Origin of the sequence: Citrobacter sp. S46_ASV_140 (assembly GCF_018919545.1) — a bacterium.
Taxonomy (GTDB): Bacteria; Pseudomonadota; Gammaproteobacteria; order Enterobacterales; family Enterobacteriaceae; genus Citrobacter; species Citrobacter braakii.
On the sequence record NZ_JAHLRC010000017.1, the window covers coordinates 1 to 22,845 of the forward strand.

Consider the following 22,845-nt stretch of genomic DNA (forward strand, 5'->3'; position numbering starts at 1 on the left):
GATTATCAAAGATAACTCCGGTCATACCGGCGTGGGTGAGATTCCCGGCGGCGAAAAAATTCGTCAGACCCTGGAAGATGCCATTCCGCTGGTGGTGGGCAAAACGTTAGGTGAATACAAAAACGTACTGAATGCGGTCCGCAATACCTTTGCCGATCGTGATGCCGGTGGCCGCGGTTTGCAGACCTTCGATTTACGTACCACTATTCATGTGGTTACCGGGATCGAAGCGGCCATGTTGGATCTGCTGGGTCAGCATCTGGGCGTTAACGTCGCATCTCTGCTGGGCGACGGCCAGCAGCGTAGCGAAGTTGAAATGCTGGGTTATCTGTTCTTCGTCGGTAACCGTAACGCGACGCCGCTGCCGTATCAGAGCCAGCCGGATGAGAAATGCGACTGGTATCGCCTGCGTCATGAAGAGGCGATGACCCCGGATGCAGTGGTGCGCCTGGCGGAAGCCGCATATGAGAAATATGGTTTCAACGATTTCAAACTGAAAGGCGGGGTGTTGGCCGGGGAAGAAGAAGCGGAATCTATTGTGGCGCTGGCGAAACGCTTTCCACAGGCACGCGTCACGCTCGATCCCAATGGCGCGTGGTCGCTGAATGAAGCGATTAAAATTGGTAAATACCTGAAAGGATCACTGGCTTATGCGGAAGATCCGTGCGGTGCCGAGCAGGGGTTCTCAGGCCGTGAAGTCATGGCGGAATTCCGTCGTGCTACCGGTTTGCCGACCGCCACCAACATGATCGCCACCGACTGGCGTCAGATGGGACATACGCTGTCGTTGCAGTCCGTGGATATCCCGCTGGCGGATCCGCACTTCTGGACTATGCAGGGTTCTGTCCGCGTTGCGCAGATGTGTCATGAGTTTGGGCTGACCTGGGGCTCGCACTCTAACAACCACTTTGATATTTCGCTGGCGATGTTTACTCATGTTGCGGCGGCGGCGCCGGGCAAAATTACCGCTATCGATACCCACTGGATCTGGCAGGAAGGCAATCAACGCCTGACCAAAGAGCCGTTTGAAATCAAAGGTGGCATGGTGCAGGTACCGGCGAAGCCGGGTCTGGGCGTGGAGCTGGATATGGATCAGGTTATGAAAGCTCATGAGCTGTATCAGCAACATGGACTGGGAGCGCGCGATGATGCCATGGGAATGCAGTATCTGATCCCGAACTGGACGTTTGATAATAAGCGTCCGTGCATGGTACGCTAAGCGAACTGGGACCGCTCCCACAAAGGGGCGGTTTTTCTCCTGGTGTATGCTTAACACAGTCAACATGCGTAAGGATGCTTTATGAAAATAGTAATCGCACCGGATTCCTATAAGGAAAGTTTGAGTGCGCTTGAAGTGGCAACGGCTATTGAGCTGGGATTTCGTGAGATCTGGCCTGAGGCGAATTACGTGAAGATCCCGGTCGCGGATGGCGGTGAGGGAACGGTCGAAGCGATGGTTGCCGCAACGCAAGGCCACCTTGTGCATGTTGATGTTACCGGCCCTCTGGGTAAAACGATTCAGGCATTTTATGGTTTATCCGGGGATGAGCGTTCGGCGTTTATCGAAATGGCGGCCGCCAGCGGACTGGAGCAGGTTCCCGCAGGTTTACGCGATCCGCTGAAAACGACCTCCTGGGGAACCGGGGAGCTAATCCGTCATGCGCTGGACGCGGGCGTTGAACATATCATTATCGGCATTGGCGGCAGCGCCACCAATGATGGCGGTGCCGGGATGGTGCAAGCGCTGGGAGCAAAATTACTGGATGCGCAAAATAACGATATTGCTCATGGCGGGACTGGCCTTGAATCACTCGCCCGGATTGATATTTCTCAGCTAGACCCGCGCCTTGCCGCGTGCCGTATTGAAGTGGCCTGCGATGTGACTAATCCGTTGACCGGTGAAGAGGGGGCCTCTGCGGTCTTCGGTCCGCAAAAGGGGGCGACGCCGGAGATGATTCTTCGTCTTGATCGGGCGCTCACGCATTATGCGCAACTCATTGCCCGCGATCTGGACGTCAACGTGCTGGAACTGGCGGGTGGTGGCGCGGCTGGCGGTATGGGGGCGGCACTGTATGCGTTTTGCGGTGCGCAGTTACGCTGCGGTATTGAGGTCGTGACGGATGCGTTACACCTCGACGACTGCGTTGCGGATGCGGATTTAGTGGTCACGGGTGAAGGACGTATCGACAGCCAGACCATTCACGGTAAGGTTCCGGTTGGCGTGGCGAAGGTGGCAAAGCGTTACAACAAACCGGTTATTGGCATTGCCGGCAGCCTGACGGCTGATGTCGGTGTTGTACACGAGCATGGGCTGGATGCGGTTTTTAGCGTTATCTATACCGTTTGCACGCTGGATGAGGCGCTGAAGAACGCGAGTGAGAACGTGCGAATGACGGCGCGAAACGTGGCCGCGACCCTGAAAGCTGGTCAGCAATTACGTTGAATGATGTGGCATGAAGGCCGGATAAGACGCGTGAGCGTCGTCATCCGGCAATCAGATCTTTACCCTAACAACTTCTTCGCTTCGCGCGCAACGTTATCCATTTCATCCAGAAGCTCTAAAAACTCAGGCTCCAGCTCTTCTTCTTTGCTCCCGCTACGTAATTGCTGCTCAATCAGCTGACACAGGTTTTTCATGCGGGGAACGCCGCAATAACCGCAACTGCCATGCAGTTTATGGATCATATCCACCAGTCCTTCAGGGTTTTCACCTACCAGCTGTTCTTCAATTTTGTTACGCACTTCGGGCAGAAAATCGAGCAGCATTTGCAGCATATCCCGCGCCAGATCGTTTTTACCGGCGGCTTGCCTTAACGCCAGTTGCCAGTCGAGTGTGGTATTCGGATTGACGACCGGTTCAACAGCGAGCGCCCTCAGCGATGTGCTCGCGCCGGGTTTGTAGCGTAACAGCAGATTATGCAGCTTATCTTCTTCGATAGGCTTCGCCAGGTAATCGTTCATCCCGGCGCTGAGCAGCTTCTCTTTTTGCCCAGCCATGGCATGCGCGGTGACCGCAATGACCGGCGTCTGTTGTTGATGAGGAAGCTGGTGGATCAGTTCGCAGGCGCGAATACCGTCCATGTCTGGCATCTGAATATCCATCAGGATGAGATCAAACTGCATCTGTTTGGCGCGATCCACTGCCTGATGTCCGCTGTCGCAGAGCACGACGTGCTGCACTTTATCTTCCAGCAGTGCGCCAATCAGCTTGAGGTTCGCCGGGTTGTCGTCCACCGCCATGACGGTCATCGCAATTTTGCTCTCGTCTAACAGTAGCGGAGCCGCGCTGTGGTTCAGTTGACAATACTCTGTCAACGCTGGCAGTAAGCGGGTTGAGGTTAGAGGTTTCAACAGGCACGCCGCCGCGCCGCCCTGCTTTAATTTCTCAGCGTTGATCTGCGCATGGCAAGGCAGAGCCAGTAACAAAAAGTCGGTCATCGCCGCTGCGCTTGCCAGCCGCTCATGCTGCATGGTGAGCGGTTCGCGTAAAGTGACCGGTATGCCAAGCAGCAGAATATCGTAGTGATCCTTCGGCAGCCCGGAGAATGAAGGGCTGTAAATCACCTCCAGCGGTGTTTCACTCAAGATATCTAACGTGCATTGCGCGGCAGTGGCGTTAGGTTCAACGTAGGCCAGTCGCTTACCAGCCAGACAGTGCGTGGTTGAGCGATCCACGAGAACGTTAGGGTTGAGATCGAGGCTGATATGGAACCAGAACGTGGAGCCCCGGTTCGGCTGGCTGTGGAAGGAGATATCCCCGCCCATTTCATTGACCAGCTTTTGCGTAATGACCAGGCCCAGTCCTGTCCCGCCGTGGCGGCGGGAAATACTGGCATCGGCCTGGCGGAAGGCCTGGAACAGGCGTGACTGATCGCGCTCAGGGATGCCAATTCCGGTATCGCGGATTTGCACTTCAATTTGCACTTTCGTGTTACTGAGGGCGCGTTTCTCGACCAGAATGTCGATATTGCCGCCTTCGGTAAATTTGATGGCATTGCCAACCAGATTAGTGATTACCTGCTGTAAGCGCAGCGGGTCCCCGATGACGTTGTCCGGCACGTCATTCTTAATATTTAGCGTCAGCTCAAGCCCTTTATCATGGGATGAGTGCGCTAACAGCGTGACGACGTCATCCAGCGTGCTACGCAGCGGGAATGGGATGCTTTCCAGAATCAGTTTGCCCGCCTCAAGTTTGGAGAAGTCGAGCACATCATTGATGATGGCCAACAGATTGTTGGCCGAGCGTTCAATCGTATTCAGGTGATCGCGCTGCGTCGTGTTGAGCTCGGTTTTAAGCGTCAGGCGGGTGAAGCCAATCACGCCATTCAGCGGCGTACGCAGCTCATGCGACATGTTAGCCAGAAACTCAGACTTAATACGCGCCGCTTCCTGGGCGCGTTTCTTCGCCAGATCCAGTTCGACGTTCTGGATTTCCATCTGCTCCAACGTTTCGCGCAGGTCAGAGGTGGCCTGGTCGATGTTGTGCTGCATCTCTTCATGGTAGGCCGCAAGTGACATCGCCATCGAGTTGATGCCATTTTTGAGCATATCCAGCTCGCCCAACATGAAACCTTCGACGCGGCTGTCGAGCTGGCCTCTACGTATTCGGTCAACGGTATTCACCATATTGCGAATCGGGCCAGTCACGTCGCGCATCAGACGCCAGCCAAAAATTAACGCAATACCGATACAAAACAGCATCATTACGCTGGAGATAAAGATCTCTTTATACTGCTGCAATCTTACTGACTTAAGGTCCAGTTCAAGCGCCACATACCCCAGCATATTTTCCGTATTTTTGGCGTCGCTGACTGCAGATTCATCCGGCGAATAGCTTTCCGATATAATTGGCGTTCGCAGGATCATAATATCCCCGAGCCGGGTGACGCTCAGCTTTCGGGGAAATGGTGAACCGGTTGCCAGCTGCATTTCAGACGGATCGAGATGAAAATTGGATGTGACAAACAGCCGGTTATTCTCGTCATAGACAGAAATTGCCCGCACGATATCGGAATGGCGACGATGCAGCACGCTGATAAGTTGGCCGATGGATTCTCTGTTTTGCAGATTCATGCCATATTCGCTGGAGACCGCGAGTGGCTCAATGATGCTGGCGCCAGCATCTTCCAGTTGACGCTGCAAGTCGTTATAGCGATGCACAACAAAAAAGATACTGAGCAGCAAACCAATCAGGACGGTCGGGGCCAGGATCAGAATCATCATGCGTGCGCGCAGGCTGTAGTTGGTCATGGAGTTCCGTTATGGGACAATTAGGGTCACACTGTTAAATAGAGATATATCTCGTCGATGGCGCAATTCTACTCTGCAAAACGACGCGTGACGACGCGTCAGATCATAACCGTTACCGTCAATGACCTTGATCCTTTCGGCCAGGGCGTTGCTCGCCATAACGGAAAGGCGTTGTTTATACCGGAATTGCTACCTCAGGAAAGCGCCGAGGTGGTGATTACCGAAGATAAAAAACAGTTCGCCCGCGCGCAAGTAAAACGACGTTTAAACGACAGTCCGCAGCGTGAAGTGCCACGTTGCCCGCATTTTGGCGTGTGCGGCGGCTGCCAGCAGCAGCATGCCAGCATCTCGTTGCAGCAGCGTAGCAAAAGCGCGGCGTTGTCGCGTTTAATGAAATGTGAAGTGTCGGATGTTATAGCTGATACCCCGTGGGGCTATCGTCGTCGCGCCAGGTTGAGCCTGAACTATCGGCCAAAAGAACAAAAATTGCAGATGGGGTTTCGCAAATCCGCATCCAGCGACATTATCGATGTCAAACAATGCCCTATTTTGGTGCCCCAGCTTGAAGCGCTCTTGCCCCACATCCGGGCGTGTCTGGAAAGTCTGCAAGGGTTACGCCATCTTGGTCATGTCGAGCTGGTGCAGGCGGGGAGCGGAACCCTGATGATTTTGCGCCACACGGCGCCATTAAGTGTTCAGGACAAAGAAAAACTGGAATGCTTTTCGCATTCTCAGGGGCTGTCTTTGTTTCTGGCCCCGCAAAGCGAGATACTGGAATCAATATCAGAAGAGTCGCCCTGGTATGACTCAAATGGACTACGGTTAACCTTCAGCCCGCGTGATTTTATTCAGGTCAATGAAGGGGTAAACCAACAAATGGTGGCCCGTGCGCTCGAATGGCTTGATGTGCAACCTGAAGATCGCGTACTCGATCTGTTCTGTGGAATGGGTAATTTTACCCTGCCGCTGGCAACCCGGGCTGCAAACGTGGTGGGGGTGGAAGGGGTACCGGCGCTGGTGGAAAAAGGCCGGGAAAACGCGCTGAATAACGGATTACACAATGTGACATTCTTTCATGAAAACCTTGAGGAAGATGTTACCCGGCAGCCGTGGGCGAAAAACGGATTCGACAAAGTATTGCTCGATCCTGCGCGTGCGGGGGCTGCAGGTGTGATGCAACATATTATAAAATTAGAACCTATACGCGTTGTTTATGTATCCTGTAACCCGGCAACGCTGGCTCGTGACAGCGACGCTTTGCTCAACGCGGGATATGTCATACGGCGACTGGCGATGCTCGATATGTTCCCGCACACTGGACACCTGGAATCAATGGTCCTGTTTGAGCGTATGTAATAAATTTTGTACCCATTGGATTTCGGGTGGTAATGCAGCGTGAAAGACGAAAGACAATGGGTATGGCTTGTCGACTTCGACAGGCCAGGCCCCTTAAGGAGAGGACAATGGTTGCGGTAAGAAGTGCACATATAAATAAAGCTGGTGAGTTTGATCCAAAGAAATGGATCGCGAGTCTGGGGATCTCCAGCCAGCAGTCGTGTGAACGCTTAGCCGAAACCTGGGCGTACTGCCAGCAGCAGACACAGGGACATCCGGATGCGGATCTGCTGCTGTGGCGTGGCGTAGAGATGGTAGAAATACTCTCCATGTTGAGCATGGATATCGACACGCTGCGCGCAGCAATGCTGTTCCCTCTGGCAGATGCCAACGTGGTCAGTGAAGACATCCTGCGCGAGAGCGTGGGCAAATCCATTGTTCATCTTATCCACGGCGTGCGGGATATGGCGGCAATACGCCAGCTTAAGGCCACTCATACCGATTCAGTCTCATCCGAACAGGTCGATAACGTTCGCCGCATGCTGCTGGCTATGGTGGATGATTTCCGCTGTGTGGTCATCAAGCTGGCCGAACGAATTGCACATCTGCGTGAAGTGAAGGACGCTCCAGAAGATGAACGCGTTCTGGCGGCAAAAGAGTGCACCAATATCTATGCGCCGCTGGCCAACCGTTTGGGCATTGGGCAATTAAAATGGGAACTGGAAGATTACTGCTTCCGTTACCTGCACCCGGCTGAATACAAACGTATTGCCAAGCTGCTGCACGAACGTCGCATCGATCGCGAGCATTACATTGATGAGTTCGTCGGTCATTTGCGCTCAGAGATGAAAACGGAAGGCGTCAAAGCCGAAGTGTACGGACGTCCGAAACACATCTACAGCATCTGGCGCAAAATGCAGAAAAAGCAGCTGGCCTTCGATGAACTTTTCGACGTGCGCGCGGTGCGTATCGTGGCGGAGCGTTTACAGGACTGCTATGCCGCGCTCGGGATAGTGCATACTCACTATCGCCATCTGCCGGATGAGTTCGATGACTATGTCGCTAACCCGAAACCCAACGGCTATCAGTCAATTCATACGGTTGTGCTGGGACCGGGCGGCAAAACCATTGAAATTCAGATCCGTACGAAACAGATGCACGAAGATGCCGAACTGGGCGTTGCGGCACACTGGAAGTACAAAGAGGGCACCGCTTCAGGCGTAGCGCGTTCTGGTCATGAAGATCGTATTGCATGGCTGCGTAAGCTGATCGCCTGGCAGGAAGAGATGGCGGACTCTGGCGAAATGCTGGATGAAGTCCGTAGCCAGGTCTTTGATGACCGAGTGTACGTCTTTACGCCAAAAGGCGACGTTGTGGACTTACCTGCAGGCTCCACACCGCTCGATTTTGCTTATCATATTCACAGTGATGTGGGGCATCGTTGCATTGGCGCGAAAATTGGCGGGCGCATCGTACCGTTTACCTACCAGCTGCAGATGGGCGATCAAATTGAAATTATCACCCAGAAACAGCCTAACCCAAGCCGCGACTGGCTGAACCCTAACCTCGGTTACGTAACCACCAGTCGGGGGCGTTCGAAGATCCACGCCTGGTTCCGTAAACAGGACCGCGACAAAAACATCCTTGCTGGCCGCCAGATCCTCGACGATGAGCTGGCGCATTTAGGCATTAGCCTGAAAGAAGCGGAAAAGCACCTGCTGCCGCGCTACAGCTTCAATGAGCTGGATGAGCTGTTGGCGGCGATTGGTGGGGGGGACATTCGCCTCAACCAGATGGTGAACTTCCTGCAGGCGCAGTTTAATAAGCCAAGCGCAGCCGAACAGGATGCCGCCGCGCTGAAACAGCTTCAGCAGAAAACGCAGGCGCCGCAGAGTCGCCGTAAAGACGACGGTCGCGTGGTGGTGGAAGGGGTGGGTAACCTGATGCACCACATCGCGCGCTGCTGCCAGCCGATTCCAGGCGATGAAATTGTCGGGTTTATCACTCAGGGCCGCGGTATTTCCGTGCACCGGGCGGATTGCGAACAGTTGACCGAGCTGCGCTCCCATGCCCCGGAACGTATTGTTGATGCGGTTTGGGGCGAAAGCTACTCGGCAGGATATTCGCTGGTGGTTCGCGTCCAGGCTAACGATCGCAGCGGCTTATTACGTGATATCACCACGATTCTTGCCAACGAGAAGGTGAACGTGCTGGGGGTTGCCAGCCGGAGTGATACCAAACAGCAACTGGCTACCATCGATATGACCATCGAAATCTATAACCTGCAGGTGCTCGGGCGCGTGCTTGGCAAGCTGAACCAGGTGCCGGATGTGATCGACGCACGTCGTCTGCACGGTAATTAATTATTTTATAGGCCAGATAAGTTTGCATGCCTGGTGAGGCGCGTTAGCGTTGCCATCAGGCATTGCCATGTTGCCGGATATCGGCTGTCGTCTTATCGGGCTTCGCGTATTGAAATTTCAGGATATTCCAATGAACCAAATCGACCGACTGCTCGGTATTATGCAGCGCCTGCGCGACCCGGAAAACGGTTGTCCCTGGGATAAAGAGCAGACATTCGCCACTATTGCCCCTTACACCCTCGAAGAAACCTATGAAGTGCTGGACGCAATTGCGCGGGAAGACTTCGACGACCTGCGTGGAGAGCTGGGTGACTTGCTGTTCCAGGTGGTGTTTTACGCCCAGATGGCGCAGGAAGAAGGACGTTTCGATTTCAATGATATTTGCGCCGCCATCAGCGATAAGCTTGAGCGTCGCCACCCACATGTTTTTGCTGATGTTTCTGCCAGTAACAGCACTGAGGTGTTGACCCGCTGGGAGCAAATCAAAAGCGAAGAACGCGCCCAGAAGGCGCAGCATTCCGCGCTCGACGATATTCCCCGAAGTTTACCGGCGTTAATGCGCGCCCAAAAAATCCAGAAACGCTGCTCTAATGTTGGCTTTGACTGGAAAACATTAGGACCGGTTGTCGACAAGGTTTACGAAGAGATTGATGAAGTCATGTTTGAGGCGAAGCAGGCTGTTGTCGACCAGGCTAAACTGGAGGAGGAAATGGGCGACCTGCTGTTTGCGACGGTCAATATGGCTCGGCATTTAGGCACTAAAGCTGAGATCGCATTGCAAAAAGCGAACGAGAAATTTGAGCGCCGTTTTCGTGAGGTTGAGCGAATTGTAGCGGCTCGGGGTCTGGAAATGACTGGTGTTGATCTGGAAACTATGGAAGAAGTCTGGCAACAGGTAAAACGGCAGGAAATTGATCTCTAAGGGATTTCGTCGGTCAAGGGCGATTTGTGTGATTTTTTAAATAACAAGCGCTTGATTTACGTCAAAAACATTTACCCCAAAGGGGCTATTTTCTCACTCCCGATGTTTATGTGAGCCTGGTGAAGAGGAGGAATAATGAAAGTTTGTGGCGCTCGTCATGTTCGGGTATACTACTTTCCCGTCTTGGTAATTCCATCGTTTCACCCTAACTTCTCAGGTCCAGCATGACAACGAACTATATTTTTGTGACCGGCGGGGTCGTATCCTCTCTGGGTAAAGGCATTGCCGCAGCCTCCCTGGCAGCCATTCTTGAGGCTCGTGGCCTCAACGTGACCATGATGAAACTGGATCCGTATATCAACGTCGATCCAGGTACTATGAGTCCAATCCAACACGGGGAAGTGTTCGTTACTGAAGACGGCGCTGAAACCGACCTGGACCTGGGTCACTATGAGCGTTTCATTCGTACCAAAATGACTCGCCGCAATAACTTCACTACCGGTCGAATTTACTCCGATGTCCTGCGCAAAGAGCGCCGTGGCGACTATCTGGGTGCAACCGTACAGGTTATCCCGCACATCACCAACGCGATTAAAGAGCGTGTCCTTGCCGGTGGCGAAGGTCATGACGTCGTTCTGGTTGAAATCGGCGGTACGGTCGGTGATATCGAATCCCTGCCATTCCTGGAAGCGATTCGCCAATTAGCGGTAGATATCGGTCGTGAACACGCGCTGTTCATGCACCTGACTCTGGTTCCTTACCTGGCCGCTGCCGGTGAAGTCAAAACTAAACCGACTCAGCACTCGGTAAAAGAGTTGCTGTCTATCGGTATCCAGCCTGACATTCTGATCTGTCGTTCCGATCGCGCGGTTCCGGCCAACGAACGTGCAAAAATTGCATTGTTCTGTAACGTGCCAGAAAAAGCCGTTATTTCAATGAAAGATGTCGATTCCATCTATAAAATTCCAGGCCTGTTGAAATCCCAGGGCCTTGACGATTATATTTGTAAACGATTCAGCTTGAACTGTCCGGAAGCTAATCTGTCAGAATGGGAACAGGTTATCTACGAAGAAGCGAATCCGGCAGGCGAAGTGACTATCGGTATGGTCGGCAAGTATATTGAACTGCCGGATGCCTATAAGTCAGTTATCGAAGCATTGAAGCACGGTGGTCTGAAGAATCGTGTCACCGTCAACATTAAGCTGATCGATTCGCAAGATGTCGAAACGCGCGGCGTTGAGATCCTGAAAGGTCTTGATGCAATCCTGATCCCTGGCGGCTTCGGCTACCGTGGTGTTGAAGGTAAGATCGCGACAGCGCGCTTTGCGCGTGAAAACAATGTTCCTTATCTGGGTATTTGCCTGGGTATGCAGGTTGCGTTGATTGAGTTTGCACGTAACGTAGTGGGTATGGATAACGCCAACTCCACGGAATTTGTGCCAGACTGTAAGTACCCGGTGGTGGCCCTGATTACCGAATGGCGCGATGAAGACGGCAACGTTGAAGTCCGTACCGAGAAGAGCGATCTGGGCGGCACAATGCGCCTTGGCGCCCAGCAGTGTCAGTTGAGCGACGATAGCCTGGTTCGTCAGCTGTACGGCGCGCCGACAATTGTTGAACGCCATCGCCACCGTTACGAAGTCAACAATATGCTGTTGAAACAGATTGAAGCTGCGGGTCTGCGTATTGCAGGCCGTTCCGGTGATGATCAGTTGGTCGAGATCATTGAGGTACCGAATCATCCGTGGTTCGTGGCCTGTCAGTTCCACCCGGAATTTACTTCCACGCCACGTGATGGGCACCCGCTGTTTGCCGGCTTTGTGAAAGCCGCCAGTGAACATCAGAAGCGTCAGGCGAAGTAAGAAGTAAAAAAGTTAGAACGGCAATGCACCCATCCGGGTGCATTGTTTGTCTGGAGTTTTAGTTTAACTTGTACTGAGGAAAATCTAATGTCCAAAATCGTTAAAATCATCGGTCGTGAAATCATCGACTCCCGTGGTAACCCGACTGTTGAAGCCGAAGTACACCTGGAAGGTGGTTTCGTTGGTATGGCAGCAGCTCCGTCAGGTGCTTCTACTGGTTCCCGCGAAGCACTGGAACTGCGCGACGGCGACAAATCCCGTTTCATGGGTAAAGGCGTACTGAAAGCTGTTGCAGCTGTTAACGGCCCAATTGCTCAGGCTCTGCTGGGTAAAGATGCTAAAGATCAGGCTGGCATCGACAAGATCATGATCGATCTGGACGGTACTGAAAACAAATCCAACTTCGGTGCAAACGCCATCCTGGCTGTGTCCCTGGCGAACGCCAAAGCAGCAGCTGCTGCTAAAGGCCTGCCGCTGTATGCACACATCGCTGAACTGAACGGTACTCCGGGCAAATACTCCATGCCGGTTCCGATGATGAACATCATCAACGGTGGTGAGCACGCTGACAACAACGTTGACATCCAGGAGTTCATGATTCAGCCGGTTGGCGCTAAAACCCTGAAAGAAGCCGTACGTATGGGTTCTGAAGTGTTCCACAACCTGGCTAAAGTTCTGAAAGCTAAAGGTATGAACACTGCAGTGGGTGACGAAGGCGGCTACGCGCCGAACCTGGGTTCCAACGCTGAAGCTCTGGCTGTAATCGCTGAAGCGGTTAAAGCAGCTGGCTACGAGCTGGGCAAAGACATCACCCTGGCGATGGACTGTGCAGCTTCTGAATTCTACAAAGACGGTAAATACGTTCTGGCTGGCGAAGGCAACAAAGCATTCACCTCCGAAGAATTCACTCACTTCCTGGAAGAACTGACCAAACAGTACCCGATCGTGTCCATCGAAGATGGTCTGGACGAGTCTGACTGGGACGGTTTCGCATACCAGACTAAAGTTCTGGGCGACAAAATCCAGCTGGTTGGTGACGATCTGTTCGTAACCAACACCAAGATCCTGAAAGAAGGCATCGAAAAAGGCATCGTTAACTCCATCCTGATCAAATTCAACCAGATCGGTTCTCTGACCGAAACTCTGGCTGCGATCAAAATGGCGAAAGACGCTGGCTACACCGCTGTCATCTCTCACCGTTCTGGCGAAACTGAAGACGCTACCATCGCTGACCTGGCTGTGGGTACCGCTGCAGGCCAGATCAAAACCGGTTCTATGAGCCGTTCTGACCGCGTTGCTAAGTACAACCAGCTGATTCGTATCGAAGAAGCTCTGGGTGAACAAGCGCCGTACAACGGTCGTAAAGAGATCAAAGGTCAGGCGTAATCCTGTTCTTTAACTCTTAACGTAAAAACCCGCTGCGGCGGGTTTTTTTATGCGTTCAGCGGAACTTGAAGCAGATAAATCTGCTGGCTGTTTTTATCGGCAAGTTTCTGAAGGAAGCAAAATAGCGCATGATTAGTTCGCAGATTAAACTTTTTGCGGATGATGTATTTATGCACATAGAGCGTTTTCTCTGAGATTGACATGTTGTGGGCAATCTCAGATGTCGTTATCCCCTGATAGATAAAGGACATAATACGCCTTTGCTGCCTGGTCAGGACTTTATGTGGACAATGAAGACATAATGTTTTCCCCGGCTGTATTTGCTTTTTTCTTGATTCCCGCCAGGCGGTTAATACTTTCTCTTTGACTGTCGACAGTGAGTCCTTTCGGTGAATAAAAATGATCCGGGCAATGCAAAAGGGCAGATCGGAAGGGGAGTCAATCACCTCATCGGTTAAGCCAATAATAATGCCTGTTGTCCTGTTTTGCAGTTCAGGAAAACACATGAGATGCTCTCCTGGAGCCAGAGAAATAACGACGATATCTGCCTTATCAAAGTTTTGTTGGGAGTAAGATGTTAAAAAAATAATGTTATTGGCGGTTATTCCAAAGAATATCTCTATAAAAAAATGTTTCAATCCATCGCAATAAAATTCGTAAGGGTCCTGTATAAGTATTTTCATATTTAATATACCAGAAGCCAGCAGAGGCATTTATTAATAATAAGGGTATTTTTTATTAATTAAAATTAATTTGTACCAAAGAGTTAAACGTATTGGGAAGGGGGCAGATACCAGCCAGTAAAAAGGTCGCTGGACACAGGGGACAAAGTGCCAGGATAGAATAATTCATTTGTTGCGCCATGATAAATATCCTTTACACAGAAATAGTTCGGTTTACTGATAAGTCATTGTGAATTGCAAAATAGTAACTTAATTGTAAGTAAAGTTGGCCTGAACGATACCAGAGATCGTCCCCGGCATCACATTGCCTTTGGAATAGGCCTGGGCACGTAAATTGTATGTAACGGTACGATCGGCGAGTACCGATTGAGTAATATTTGTATTATTTCCTTTCAGGTAACCGGTGCTGACCTGGATCAGTTCTATTGCAACGTTCGCCGTTCCGCTATTTTTATAGCGTACCGGAAAGTCGGGATCTTCCGTTCCGGTAAACGTCACGACTACGCTGGTGGTTCCCACCGGGCAACTGGCAAGGTTAATGGTAAAATTAACCGGGGTAGATGTTGTACCTGCCACTGCAATATCTGCAGCCGGGATGTCTCCTAAATTAACATTGATATTGCTGCCACTGGCTACGACACACGGGGACGCAATAACTTTCCCGGTAATATTAATATTGGTGGGTTCGGCCCCGGCAATACTGATTGTCGTCCCCAGATACAGTCCTGCCAGCGCCAGATGAATGTACTTTTTATGAATATTCATTTTAATTCTCTCCTTGTATAACTCTGATGGCGAAGTTGCCTACTGATAAGTAATATTGAGCGTCGCAGTGGCGTTAGCGCTGCCTGCGGTCACGTTGTTTTTCGTCTGAAAATAGCGTGCGGTAAAGGCTCCCGGAGGAAATTCCTGCCCGCCTGCTGAGGTTTTCAGCACGATGTTGTTATCCAGCTTCAGGGGCGTATTGCCATACAGCAGTTGGATCCCGATTCCGCTCGCAACTCCTGACATTCCTGCTCCCGATAACGCCAGGATACTGTCATTGGCGGTCTCTGCACTTTGCGTCCCACTTAACGATGCGTTAATGCGGGCGCCCGCATCACAGTTCAGGTCTATTGTGAAGGTCCGATCGCCTTTGGTGGTTCCTGCTCCGGTAAAACTATCCGCTAATACCGGATCCAGGGGAACAGCGATACTCGAGTTATTTATTGCACAGGCCTGGACCGTTACCACCACTGACCCCGCACCTGACCAGATGGGATTTAAATCCCACTGCCCGCTTTGATTATTTAACGAATAGCTTGAGGTTACAGACGGTATTGTCGTTATTGCTCCTGAGGCGACATTGGGCTTTGTTTTCACAAATTGCAGTGATGCTCCCATGGATAAACCCTGCGTGTCCTTGTTAAGTATATGGCAGGTGTAAGTCCGGGTTGAGTTTGAAATATGATCGTCAAACTGTACTGGGCAAAAAGACAATGAGCCTGTATTCAGGGCAAAATTATAACGAACGCCAATTCCGTCGATATTCGTGGGATAGACATCGGTATAACCTGCAACAGGGGCTGAATTAACCTGTAAACGCAAGTACACATCTCTGTCGGCGTCAGGATCCCCAAAGCAACCCAACCCCCATACTTCGCTGCCAATAGATCCAAATTTATCACTGAAGACATTCATGGTGGCGTCGTCACGTTGATAATTTAACGTTCCTGAGAACGTGTAATACCCACCGGAATTATTACAGCTGGCCGCTTCAACAGGGGCAGTAAACGCACCGGTTAACCCAAGTACCAGGACGAATATATGATTCTTCTGTATCTGTAACATAACGCATACCCTCACTGCTATTTCAGGTGACTATTCTCAGCAACCCATTCAGAGCCTGGCTCTAAGCAGGGTGGTTTTGTTTATCGGTAAGTAAAATTCATTTGTACCAGGGAATTAAACGTACCCGGTAGGGTAGTGTCAGAGACAATCACCCGACCAGCCAGTAAAAAGGTCGCCTTGCGCTGAGCGTCAACGGGGACGTTCATGCTGCTGCCGTTGCCCTGCACCTGCGCCTTGTTCGTGTCCCGGGCCATTTGCACGGCGGCGTTGGCGGCGGTCCCCGTATTGGCATACAACGTGGGATCTTCTGCTGCCGGTTGTCCGTTGAACGTCACGTCCACCGATGTCGTTCCTGCCGGGCATTTGAAAAGCCTTACCTCAAACGATTTCCACGCGGAAGCATTTCCGTCGGCGCGCATTTCATTTAAGCGGAGCTGGCCGAAATTAACGCTCTGGTTTTGCGAGGCGATATCGACTACGCAGGGAGAAGCCACAACATGACCACCGATATTGATCTCCGCAGCATATGCAGGGCACGCCAGACAAAGCGCCGGGAGAACATATTTCATTTGTTGCTGCATGATAAACACCCGTTGAGCAGAGAAGTCAGGTTTACTGATAGGTGAAGGTGACTTGTGAAACAGTCACTATCGTGCCGGGCATAACGTCTGCCGCTGCGGCAATGGCACGCGCGCCTATCGGGAAGGAGACTGTGCGGTCGGTTGCAACATTACGCTTTAATGTGGTTCCCGGACCTAAAAACTTACCGTTACCGGAACCCAGACTCTCTTTAAGCTGTACGTTAACATTGGTTGCCGTCCCGGTATTGGCATACTCCCCGGGGCTGTTCGCTGCTGGCGTTCCGGAAAAGGCCGCCGTTACCGATGTTGTGCCGAAAGGACAATCTTTTAAGATTAAATAAAAGATTTTGAATGTTGTGACGTTACCAGGCTGTGCCAGGGCGGTGGCCTGAATATCATCACCCAAATTAACATTGAGCTGTGATTTGGTGGTGTCAACGGTACAAGGTGAGGAGACGACTTTGCCGGTAATATTAATATTGACCGGATTGGCCCCGGCAATATTGATTGTTGCCGCTAAATACAGCCCCGCCAGCGCCAGATGAATGAATCTTTTATGAATATTCATTTTATTCCTCTCCTTGTATAACTCTGATGGCGGAGCCGTCTACTGATAAGTAATATTGAGCGTCGCTGTGGCGTTAGCGCTGCCCGCGGTCACGTTGTCTTTCGTCTGAAAATAGCGTGCGGTAAAGGCTCCCGGAGGGAATTCCTGACCGCCTGCTGAGGTTTTCAGCACGATGTTGTTATTCAGCTTCAGGGGCGTATTGTCATACAGCAATTGGATCCCGATTCCTCTCGCAACCCCTGACGTTCCGGCCCCTGATAACGCCAGGATACTGTTATTGGAGGTCTCTGCACTTTGCGTCCCACTTAACGATGCGTTAATCCGGGTGCCCGCATCACAGTTAAGATTGATGGTAAAGGCAGTATCGCCTTTAGTTGTACCTCTTCCTGTAAACGCACTGCCTAAAGCATCAGGCAACGGTACGGTAATCGTTGAACTGTTTAGCGAACAGGCTAACTGAATAACCTGACCTGCGACGATACTTCCCCTGACAACCTCAAGGTTGTCATAGGTTTTTTGAAAATACAGTCCGCTATCAATATTTTTTGATGTTATCGGTCCGGTCTTATATAGCTCCACCGTTACGCCCTGACCCAGCCCGGAGCCATCGACAGGGATTGCACCCTGTCCCATTGTTCCTGTCCTGGGTGGGTTATCAAATGTATCTTGCGTGAACGCCGTATAATAAACCTTTATCCCGACGCCGGGGATGCCCGTATTATAGATATGGGGAAAACCGCTAATTGCATCGCGAAACATGGATACTGAAATTAATTCTCCCCCCTGACAACCGAGCCATGAGCCAGTAAAGGGCGGAAATAATTTTATCGTACCGATCTTCTGACCCACAGGAATATCACGTTGCGCATAGATTGTACCAATATCTATATTATCCCAGGCCATAACCCCCTTTTGTTGTTCGATACTGCAGGTGGCAAGCGCAGGAAATGAGCTGCATATCAGAAAAGCAGCGCTCCAGATAATTTTCTGAAATTTCATTTTGCTCATTGGTATACCTCAATACGCAACAGGTATCAGATAAAAAATTAATTTTTTGAACGGCTAAGTTATTTACTTAATGACATCGCTCGCTAATGATCAGAATATCGCTATTTTCTGGCGGCGCTTTATCCAGGGAATAATTCACCTGACACTGCTGCTCTGCACCGTTCCCCCATTTCACTCTTAGTTCGCCGCTGTCGGCCAGACCGGTCAGATACACCTGTCCGCCATCGCCAACGATAAATGCCTGGGCGCTTTTCTGCGCGGTATCGCTGACCGTCGCGCCAAATGGCACCGGCATTCCACCCTGTCGCAATAGCGTCATCATCACGCGCTGGCCCACGCTGGCGTTAAAGCTGGCCTGCACCACGGCTCCCCGCGTCGGCACCACGTTGCGGGTGGTCTGCGTCAGCTCCACGTTATCGGGCAGCGTCAGCGTATTCAGCTGCACCTGGTTTTTACGGTAGGGCGAGGTATAAGGCACGATGGCATAGCCGCGCCAGTCGGTTTTCACCCCGCTCTGATTGCTCACGCCAACCCCGGAGGCTCCCGGTGCCTGAACCAGTGCCATGGTTTCACCCAGCGGTTGGCCGAAGGTGACGCCGCTGGCGTGCGCGACTATCCCGCCCTGTAGCCCGTAGTTCAGCCGCTGGCTGTTTTTGTCGTAAGCATATCCTGCAGTGACTTCAGCATAGGTTCCGCGATAGTCGGCGTTCAGATTGCCGCCGTTGCCCGTCCCCTGGCTGCCGTAACCCTGCTGGATGCTCCAGCTCAGGTTATTGCCCTCAAGCGTCGTACCATTGAGACCCACGGTGTGATTGGTGCTCCCTTTCTGGCTGCTGCTGACGTTCCACGACGCGTGGGTATTACTCAACCAGTGGCTCAGTGGAATGCTGACGTTCAGTGAGAACACCTGGTCGCGCTCATAGACCTTTTCTTTGCCGGAGCCCCCGCTGCGCGACGTCGAGTTAATGTTATAGCTGTAATTAAGCCCGTAGCTGATGCCGTTCCAGCTATTGTTGTAACCGGCGCTCATCGACCGCAGGGTCCGGCCGCTGTTCCAGTAGTCTTCGTTTATCAGGCTCAGCGACAGCGAACCCGCTCTTTCCCACAAATTCTGGCTCAGCGACAGTTCAGTACGGTTACGCCTGCGCTCGAAAAACGTCGGGGTGTTCCCGCCGCGCCAGGTATCCATGACTTCTGCCAGCGTGTAATAGCCATCGGTCGAGTAGCGATAACCGGCAATGGCGAAGTTAGTCCCGGTTTCGACAATATTTTTGCTGTAGCGGATCCGCCATGACTGGCCTTTCTCCTTCGGCTGGCTCTGTATCTTCGACCAGCCCTGGGTGACGTCCAGCGAAAGCGCGCCAATTTCCCCCAGATTTTTACCGACGCCCAGCGCCAGCGACTGATAGTGGTCCGCGAACTGGCCGCCGCCATAGAGGGTAAAACCCCGGGGCAGGCCGTAGATCAGCGTCGCCTGGCTAAACGGCGTCTTTTCCACGCTGCGGTCATACGAACGATACTGGCCGCTGGTCAGTGAATATTTCAGCCGCTGTTCACGCTGGAGCACCGGCAGTGAGGCAAACGGTACGACGAGATTCTGCTCGCTGCCGTTATCTTCTTTAATCGTCACATAGAGATCCCCGCTGCCGCCGGTGGCGTACATGTCGTTGATTTCAAATGCGCCTGGTGCCACATAGCTCTGATAAATAACATACCCGTTCTGGCGGATAATCACCTGCGCATTGGTTCGCGCGATGCCTTTGATCGCCGGTGCATAGCCCTTCATGCTGTCGGGGATCATCTCCTCGTCGGACGCCAACTGCGCGCCGCGAAAAGGAACGCTGTCGAAAATATCGGACGGGGAGGCGCTGTCTCCCAGCACCAGCTGGCTCTTCAGGACACGAATATCACGGGACAAATAGGTATAGACGGTGTCCCAGCTGTCGCGACCGTTATTCTCCCGCTGAAAAGTCGTGTAATTACGCAGCCGCCAGGGACCGATATTCATGCCGGGACGCAGGTTGGCGTACTGGGTCGTACTGTCCGTGCCGCTACGATCCCGTGCCCGGGTACTGGCGCCGTTCACGCTGTAATTAAGCAGCAGGGCGGTGATCCCATCATCCCACTGCGTTTCAGGAACGTAATCGCGTGGATTCATCACAATGGCGGCCTGCGGAATGCTCAACAGCAGTTGCTGCGCGCTAAAGCGAAACTCTGCGCGAGCATGGGGGATCGCGTCCAGCCTGGCGCACGGCGCGGCGGCATCGCCCAGATCCGGGAACAGGTCGGTTTTGACTCCCATCGCGTTAAGCTGGCTCACGCTCAGGCATGGCGACAGAAGCGCTTTCCCGTCCGGGCCGGGCTGCATGCTGAACTCCACTTCCCGGGTTTCCTGAAACTGGTTGTTAACAGAGATATCGACCCGGTAAACGCCCGGCGCCTGGCCGTTTTCCTCTTCAAATACGCTAAGATCGGTCTTTTCCTGATGCGGGTTGTCAATTTCCAGCATCAGCGGATTAAAATATTCCCTGGCGTGTGAGGCAAAAGTCGTTAAATTTAATAGTAAAAAGGGTGTCGAAAAAAGATAAATCAGCCTGCGGATATTATTGGTTTGTGGATATTCGCGCAGGTTTTTTGGGCTCCCCATCTGTGTAGTCCTTCCCTGAAGGGTAAATAATTAACGCCGGATTCCTGTGCTGTTATTTATCAGAACGAAGCACGATGAAGCTCGCCGATTCCGCCGTAATCATTAATAATTTTCCAGCTCACGCTATTACCCGCACCGCTGGGTAATTCAAAAATGGCGCTACTCTGCGGCGCAATATACCGGGCATCTTCCAGCTCTTTACCTGCAACGGTAACGCTCTGGAAATTCATATAAAATGAGGTCGGGTTACTCACCTCCAGCCGGTTGCCGCGGCGCTGCCAGGAAAGCTTATGGGTTAACACTTCCGCGGAGCCTGTTAAACCTTCAGGGCGATAGATCAGTTTGATGCGCGTCTTGACCGCGATCTGCAGCAGGTTTTTACCCTGATCTTTTTCTATCGAGGGGATACTCTTAATATTCAGCCAGTACAGCGATTCCCTATCCTGCGGTAGATTCCCGCCCGCCCGCACGACGCGCAAGACATTTTCCTGCCCACCGTCCAGACGAAATAACGGCGGGGTGATCACAAACGGCGTTTTCTCTGCGCGATTAATTTCCGGTTCGACCCAGCTTTGTACCAGATAAGGTGCCTGGTCCGGGTTGCTCACATTAATTGAAGACTCTTTCTTACTCCCATCGTAAATTAAGCGGGTGCCACCCACAATCAGGCCAGCCTGGGCTAACCCGGAGGTTATTATTAGTGCAGTCAGCAAGGTGAGAGGAATAAGTTTCATCATTAGTCATTCATTAAAAGAGTGAGGACGGACCGACAATAATCCATCGGTCCGAATAACAATTTCGTTATGCAGGTATGACGGGCTATTAATTATAAACAATGGTGAAACTTGCCATTGAATTAGCCTTTCCTGCGGTCACCGTTGTCGATGTGGCGATATAGCGCGCAATAAAATCCAGATTATTCACCACGCCGGTACCTGACGTCAGAGGGTATTGTTTGGATGCGTTATACAGCGGAATCGCGGTATTGGCATCGTCGTATAATTGAATCCCCACGCCGCCTGCCACGCCAGTTTCTGCGGTCAGGGCCAGCACGCCAGGACTCCCTGTCACCGGGGAGCCGTCAAACTTCACGGCCGCCTTGGTTGCGCTTACCGGGCAATCCGTGAGCTGCAACGTGAATTTGGTCGGTGCAGCAGTAGAGCCTGCGTTGGTAAAGGCGCTCTTACTGACCTGACCTAGTGTCACCGTCAGCGGACTGGCCGGACTATTGGTGACTTTACAGGCGGCATCAATAATCTCGCCGTTAAAATTCACCTCCCCATCAGCTGCCATCGCTGAAACTCCAGCCAGAGACGAAATCAGCACTCCCAGTGGCAGTAATTTGCTTTTCATGATCTATTCCTTGAGTATATTCAATTTATTAGTATTAATGTATTGCCAGGCAAACGGCAGCTTTTTGAAATTTATCAATAGAATATCGTCCCGTTTCCAGGCTCACAGATCTCTAATGATAATATTAATAAGAATGACAGTTCCCTGCTTTTATATTTAAAACGGGTTTGTCAAACGTTATAATTTGTATGAGATTATTCTTGTACATTTCAAAATATCCGGCAACACTTTTTTGGGTGTAATTTTACACCCTGTGTGTTTTCCGCGATAAAAGGGTTATGCCAGAGGGGTGGTAAGTCTTGGGAAAATAGCGACTGTCAGTTAACAAAACAAGAACATATTATAAGGGTAAACATTTCATCGAAGATAGTACGTTATTTTTCTTCGTTGATACAATAGGTTAGTACTTTAACGGAAGATGCTCGATTGTCAAAAGGATGCCGTTTTCAATGCTGATATAGCCCCCCTTTTTTAGCTGGGCGAGGATTTTCATAATGCTGCTACGTGAAAGGCTGGTTTTCTGCTGGATATACTGCGCGGCAGAAACATCATGTCTGTATTCCGCTGGTTCACTCATCAACTCCTGTAACTGAACGCGGACAATTTCATAGGCACAGGTGGCCATGAGCCTGGTATTTATCGTATACAGTCGTGAGGTGACTCTGAGGCTATGGCAGGCCAGCAGCCTCCAGAGATTGTGTTCGGTGACGAACTGGTTGACCTTATCGGTACGGGTAATGGCGATCTCAGAGGTACTGTGGGTCTGAATAAACATCCCCGCCTCGGCGTAAAGTGTTCCACTGAGACCCATGATCCCTGGCACATACAGCGTGCCCAGCAGAATTTCACTCGTCTGATGATAGACGTTGCACACGCCGCTTCGTACCAGATAGCAGTACGCAACGCCATTATTATAAAGATATAACCGGGTGTTGGGAGGATACATAGCAAAAGTCGCCAGAGGAGCCAGGCTTTCCAGCAGTTCGGTGGTAGCGGAGAGGTTCAGACTGCGATCCGGATGTTCGGTATCCATAACATACTCCTCATGTTGATTGAC

The 22,845-nt window shown here is 51.7% G+C and carries 18 protein-coding genes; 7 read left to right on the forward strand and 11 right to left on the reverse strand.

Annotation, left to right across the window (positions count from 1 at the left end; all coding sequences use genetic code 11):
• The coding region (locus KQJ19_RS07205) for a glucarate dehydratase (protein ID WP_216403490.1) at positions 1-1,219 on the forward strand (1,219 nt) is incomplete at its 5' end.
• A gap of 81 nt (positions 1,220-1,300) precedes the next feature.
• Positions 1,301-2,443 (forward strand): glycerate kinase, encoded by a 1,143-nt coding sequence (locus KQJ19_RS07210; RefSeq protein WP_016154238.1) that lies wholly within the window; start codon positions 1,301-1,303, stop codon positions 2,441-2,443.
• Between the two features lie 59 nt (positions 2,444-2,502).
• Here the strand turns inward: KQJ19_RS07210 and barA are convergent, their stop codons facing one another.
• A complete protein-coding gene (barA, locus tag KQJ19_RS07215; protein ID WP_216403491.1) occupies positions 2,503-5,250 on the reverse strand; it encodes a two-component sensor histidine kinase BarA in 2,748 nt (915 codons plus the stop codon).
• 57 nt (positions 5,251-5,307) lie between these two features.
• Here barA and rlmD point away from each other — a divergent pair, with 57 nt between their 5' ends.
• The 5 genes from rlmD (at position 5,308) to eno (ending at position 13,118) form a co-directional block, all read left to right on the forward strand.
• Positions 5,308-6,606 (forward strand): 23S rRNA (uracil(1939)-C(5))-methyltransferase RlmD, encoded by a 1,299-nt coding sequence (gene rlmD, locus KQJ19_RS07220; RefSeq protein ID WP_141875590.1) that lies wholly within the window; start codon positions 5,308-5,310, stop codon positions 6,604-6,606.
• 107 nt (positions 6,607-6,713) lie between these two features.
• Positions 6,714-8,948, forward strand: coding sequence for a GTP diphosphokinase (gene relA, locus KQJ19_RS07225; RefSeq protein WP_016154235.1), 2,235 nt, complete (start codon positions 6,714-6,716; stop codon positions 8,946-8,948).
• Between the two features lie 130 nt (positions 8,949-9,078).
• Complete coding sequence (gene mazG / locus KQJ19_RS07230; RefSeq protein WP_049040397.1) at positions 9,079-9,870, forward strand: nucleoside triphosphate pyrophosphohydrolase; 792 nt, start codon at positions 9,079-9,081, stop codon at positions 9,868-9,870.
• A gap of 224 nt (positions 9,871-10,094) precedes the next feature.
• Positions 10,095-11,732 (forward strand): CTP synthase (glutamine hydrolyzing), encoded by a 1,638-nt coding sequence (pyrG, locus tag KQJ19_RS07235; RefSeq protein ID WP_016154233.1) that lies wholly within the window; start codon positions 10,095-10,097, stop codon positions 11,730-11,732.
• An 87-nt stretch (positions 11,733-11,819) separates the two neighbouring features.
• Complete coding sequence (gene eno / locus KQJ19_RS07240) at positions 11,820-13,118, forward strand: phosphopyruvate hydratase (RefSeq protein WP_003034129.1); 1,299 nt, start codon at positions 11,820-11,822, stop codon at positions 13,116-13,118.
• A gap of 47 nt (positions 13,119-13,165) precedes the next feature.
• Here the strand turns inward: eno and KQJ19_RS07245 are convergent, their stop codons facing one another.
• The 10 genes from KQJ19_RS07245 to KQJ19_RS07290 all read right to left on the reverse strand — a co-directional run bounded on the left by KQJ19_RS07245 (position 13,166) and on the right by KQJ19_RS07290 (position 22,821).
• Positions 13,166-13,801 (reverse strand): LuxR family transcriptional regulator, encoded by a 636-nt coding sequence (locus KQJ19_RS07245; RefSeq protein WP_216403492.1) that lies wholly within the window; start codon positions 13,799-13,801, stop codon positions 13,166-13,168.
• Between the two features lie 249 nt (positions 13,802-14,050).
• Positions 14,051-14,566, reverse strand: coding sequence for a fimbrial protein (locus tag KQJ19_RS07250; protein WP_200108213.1), 516 nt, complete (start codon positions 14,564-14,566; stop codon positions 14,051-14,053).
• Between the two features lie 39 nt (positions 14,567-14,605).
• Positions 14,606-15,631 (reverse strand): fimbrial protein, encoded by a 1,026-nt coding sequence (locus KQJ19_RS07255; protein ID WP_200108214.1) that lies wholly within the window; start codon positions 15,629-15,631, stop codon positions 14,606-14,608.
• Positions 15,632-15,711: 80 nt separating this feature from the next.
• Positions 15,712-16,212, reverse strand: coding sequence for a fimbrial protein (locus tag KQJ19_RS07260; protein WP_200051893.1), 501 nt, complete (start codon positions 16,210-16,212; stop codon positions 15,712-15,714).
• Between the two features lie 31 nt (positions 16,213-16,243).
• Positions 16,244-16,780: a fimbrial protein gene (locus KQJ19_RS07265; protein WP_216403493.1), complete on the reverse strand. Its 537-nt coding sequence runs from the start codon at positions 16,778-16,780 to the stop codon at positions 16,244-16,246.
• A 39-nt stretch (positions 16,781-16,819) separates the two neighbouring features.
• Positions 16,820-17,788 carry a fimbrial protein gene (locus tag KQJ19_RS07270; protein WP_103766731.1) on the reverse strand — a complete coding sequence of 323 codons (969 nt, stop codon included), beginning with the start codon at positions 17,786-17,788 and terminating at the stop codon, positions 16,820-16,822.
• A 67-nt stretch (positions 17,789-17,855) separates the two neighbouring features.
• Positions 17,856-20,435, reverse strand: a complete 2,580-nt coding sequence (locus tag KQJ19_RS07275) for a fimbria/pilus outer membrane usher protein (protein ID WP_216403494.1) — start codon at positions 20,433-20,435, stop codon at positions 17,856-17,858.
• 59 nt (positions 20,436-20,494) lie between these two features.
• Positions 20,495-21,169, reverse strand: a complete 675-nt coding sequence (locus tag KQJ19_RS07280; RefSeq protein WP_047502253.1) for a fimbria/pilus periplasmic chaperone — start codon at positions 21,167-21,169, stop codon at positions 20,495-20,497.
• An 88-nt stretch (positions 21,170-21,257) separates the two neighbouring features.
• Complete coding sequence (locus KQJ19_RS07285) at positions 21,258-21,788, reverse strand: fimbrial protein (RefSeq protein WP_047499397.1); 531 nt, start codon at positions 21,786-21,788, stop codon at positions 21,258-21,260.
• A gap of 400 nt (positions 21,789-22,188) precedes the next feature.
• The gene (locus KQJ19_RS07290) at positions 22,189-22,821 is read right to left on the reverse strand and encodes a winged helix-turn-helix transcriptional regulator (RefSeq protein WP_049282606.1); all 633 of its coding nucleotides are present in this window, start codon (positions 22,819-22,821) and stop codon (positions 22,189-22,191) included.
• Between the last annotated feature and the right edge of the window lie 24 nt (positions 22,822-22,845).

What these genes read in the sequence shown, in the direction of transcription:
- KQJ19_RS07250 (WP_200108213.1), bottom strand. Translation starts at nt 14,566, where the DNA reads ATGAATATTCATAAAAAGTACATTCATCTGGCGCTGGCAGGACTGTAT.
- eno (WP_003034129.1), top strand. Translation starts at nt 11,820, where the DNA reads ATGTCCAAAATCGTTAAAATCATCGGTCGTGAAATCATCGACTCCCGT.
- KQJ19_RS07210 (WP_016154238.1), top strand. Translation starts at nt 1,301, where the DNA reads ATGAAAATAGTAATCGCACCGGATTCCTATAAGGAAAGTTTGAGTGCG.
- KQJ19_RS07255 (WP_200108214.1), bottom strand. Translation starts at nt 15,631, where the DNA reads ATGTTACAGATACAGAAGAATCATATATTCGTCCTGGTACTTGGGTTA.
- mazG (WP_049040397.1), top strand. Translation starts at nt 9,079, where the DNA reads ATGAACCAAATCGACCGACTGCTCGGTATTATGCAGCGCCTGCGCGAC.
- KQJ19_RS07245 (WP_216403492.1), bottom strand. Translation starts at nt 13,801, where the DNA reads ATGAAAATACTTATACAGGACCCTTACGAATTTTATTGCGATGGATTG.
- relA (WP_016154235.1), top strand. Translation starts at nt 6,714, where the DNA reads ATGGTTGCGGTAAGAAGTGCACATATAAATAAAGCTGGTGAGTTTGAT.
- KQJ19_RS07285 (WP_047499397.1), bottom strand. Translation starts at nt 21,788, where the DNA reads ATGAAAAGCAAATTACTGCCACTGGGAGTGCTGATTTCGTCTCTGGCT.
- KQJ19_RS07275 (WP_216403494.1), bottom strand. Translation starts at nt 20,435, where the DNA reads ATGGGGAGCCCAAAAAACCTGCGCGAATATCCACAAACCAATAATATC.
- KQJ19_RS07265 (WP_216403493.1), bottom strand. Translation starts at nt 16,780, where the DNA reads ATGAATATTCATAAAAGATTCATTCATCTGGCGCTGGCGGGGCTGTAT.
- barA (WP_216403491.1), bottom strand. Translation starts at nt 5,250, where the DNA reads ATGACCAACTACAGCCTGCGCGCACGCATGATGATTCTGATCCTGGCC.
- rlmD (WP_141875590.1), top strand. Translation starts at nt 5,308, where the DNA reads ATGGCGCAATTCTACTCTGCAAAACGACGCGTGACGACGCGTCAGATC.
- pyrG (WP_016154233.1), top strand. Translation starts at nt 10,095, where the DNA reads ATGACAACGAACTATATTTTTGTGACCGGCGGGGTCGTATCCTCTCTG.
- KQJ19_RS07280 (WP_047502253.1), bottom strand. Translation starts at nt 21,169, where the DNA reads ATGAAACTTATTCCTCTCACCTTGCTGACTGCACTAATAATAACCTCC.
- KQJ19_RS07260 (WP_200051893.1), bottom strand. Translation starts at nt 16,212, where the DNA reads ATGCAGCAACAAATGAAATATGTTCTCCCGGCGCTTTGTCTGGCGTGC.
- KQJ19_RS07290 (WP_049282606.1), bottom strand. Translation starts at nt 22,821, where the DNA reads ATGGATACCGAACATCCGGATCGCAGTCTGAACCTCTCCGCTACCACC.
- KQJ19_RS07270 (WP_103766731.1), bottom strand. Translation starts at nt 17,788, where the DNA reads ATGAGCAAAATGAAATTTCAGAAAATTATCTGGAGCGCTGCTTTTCTG.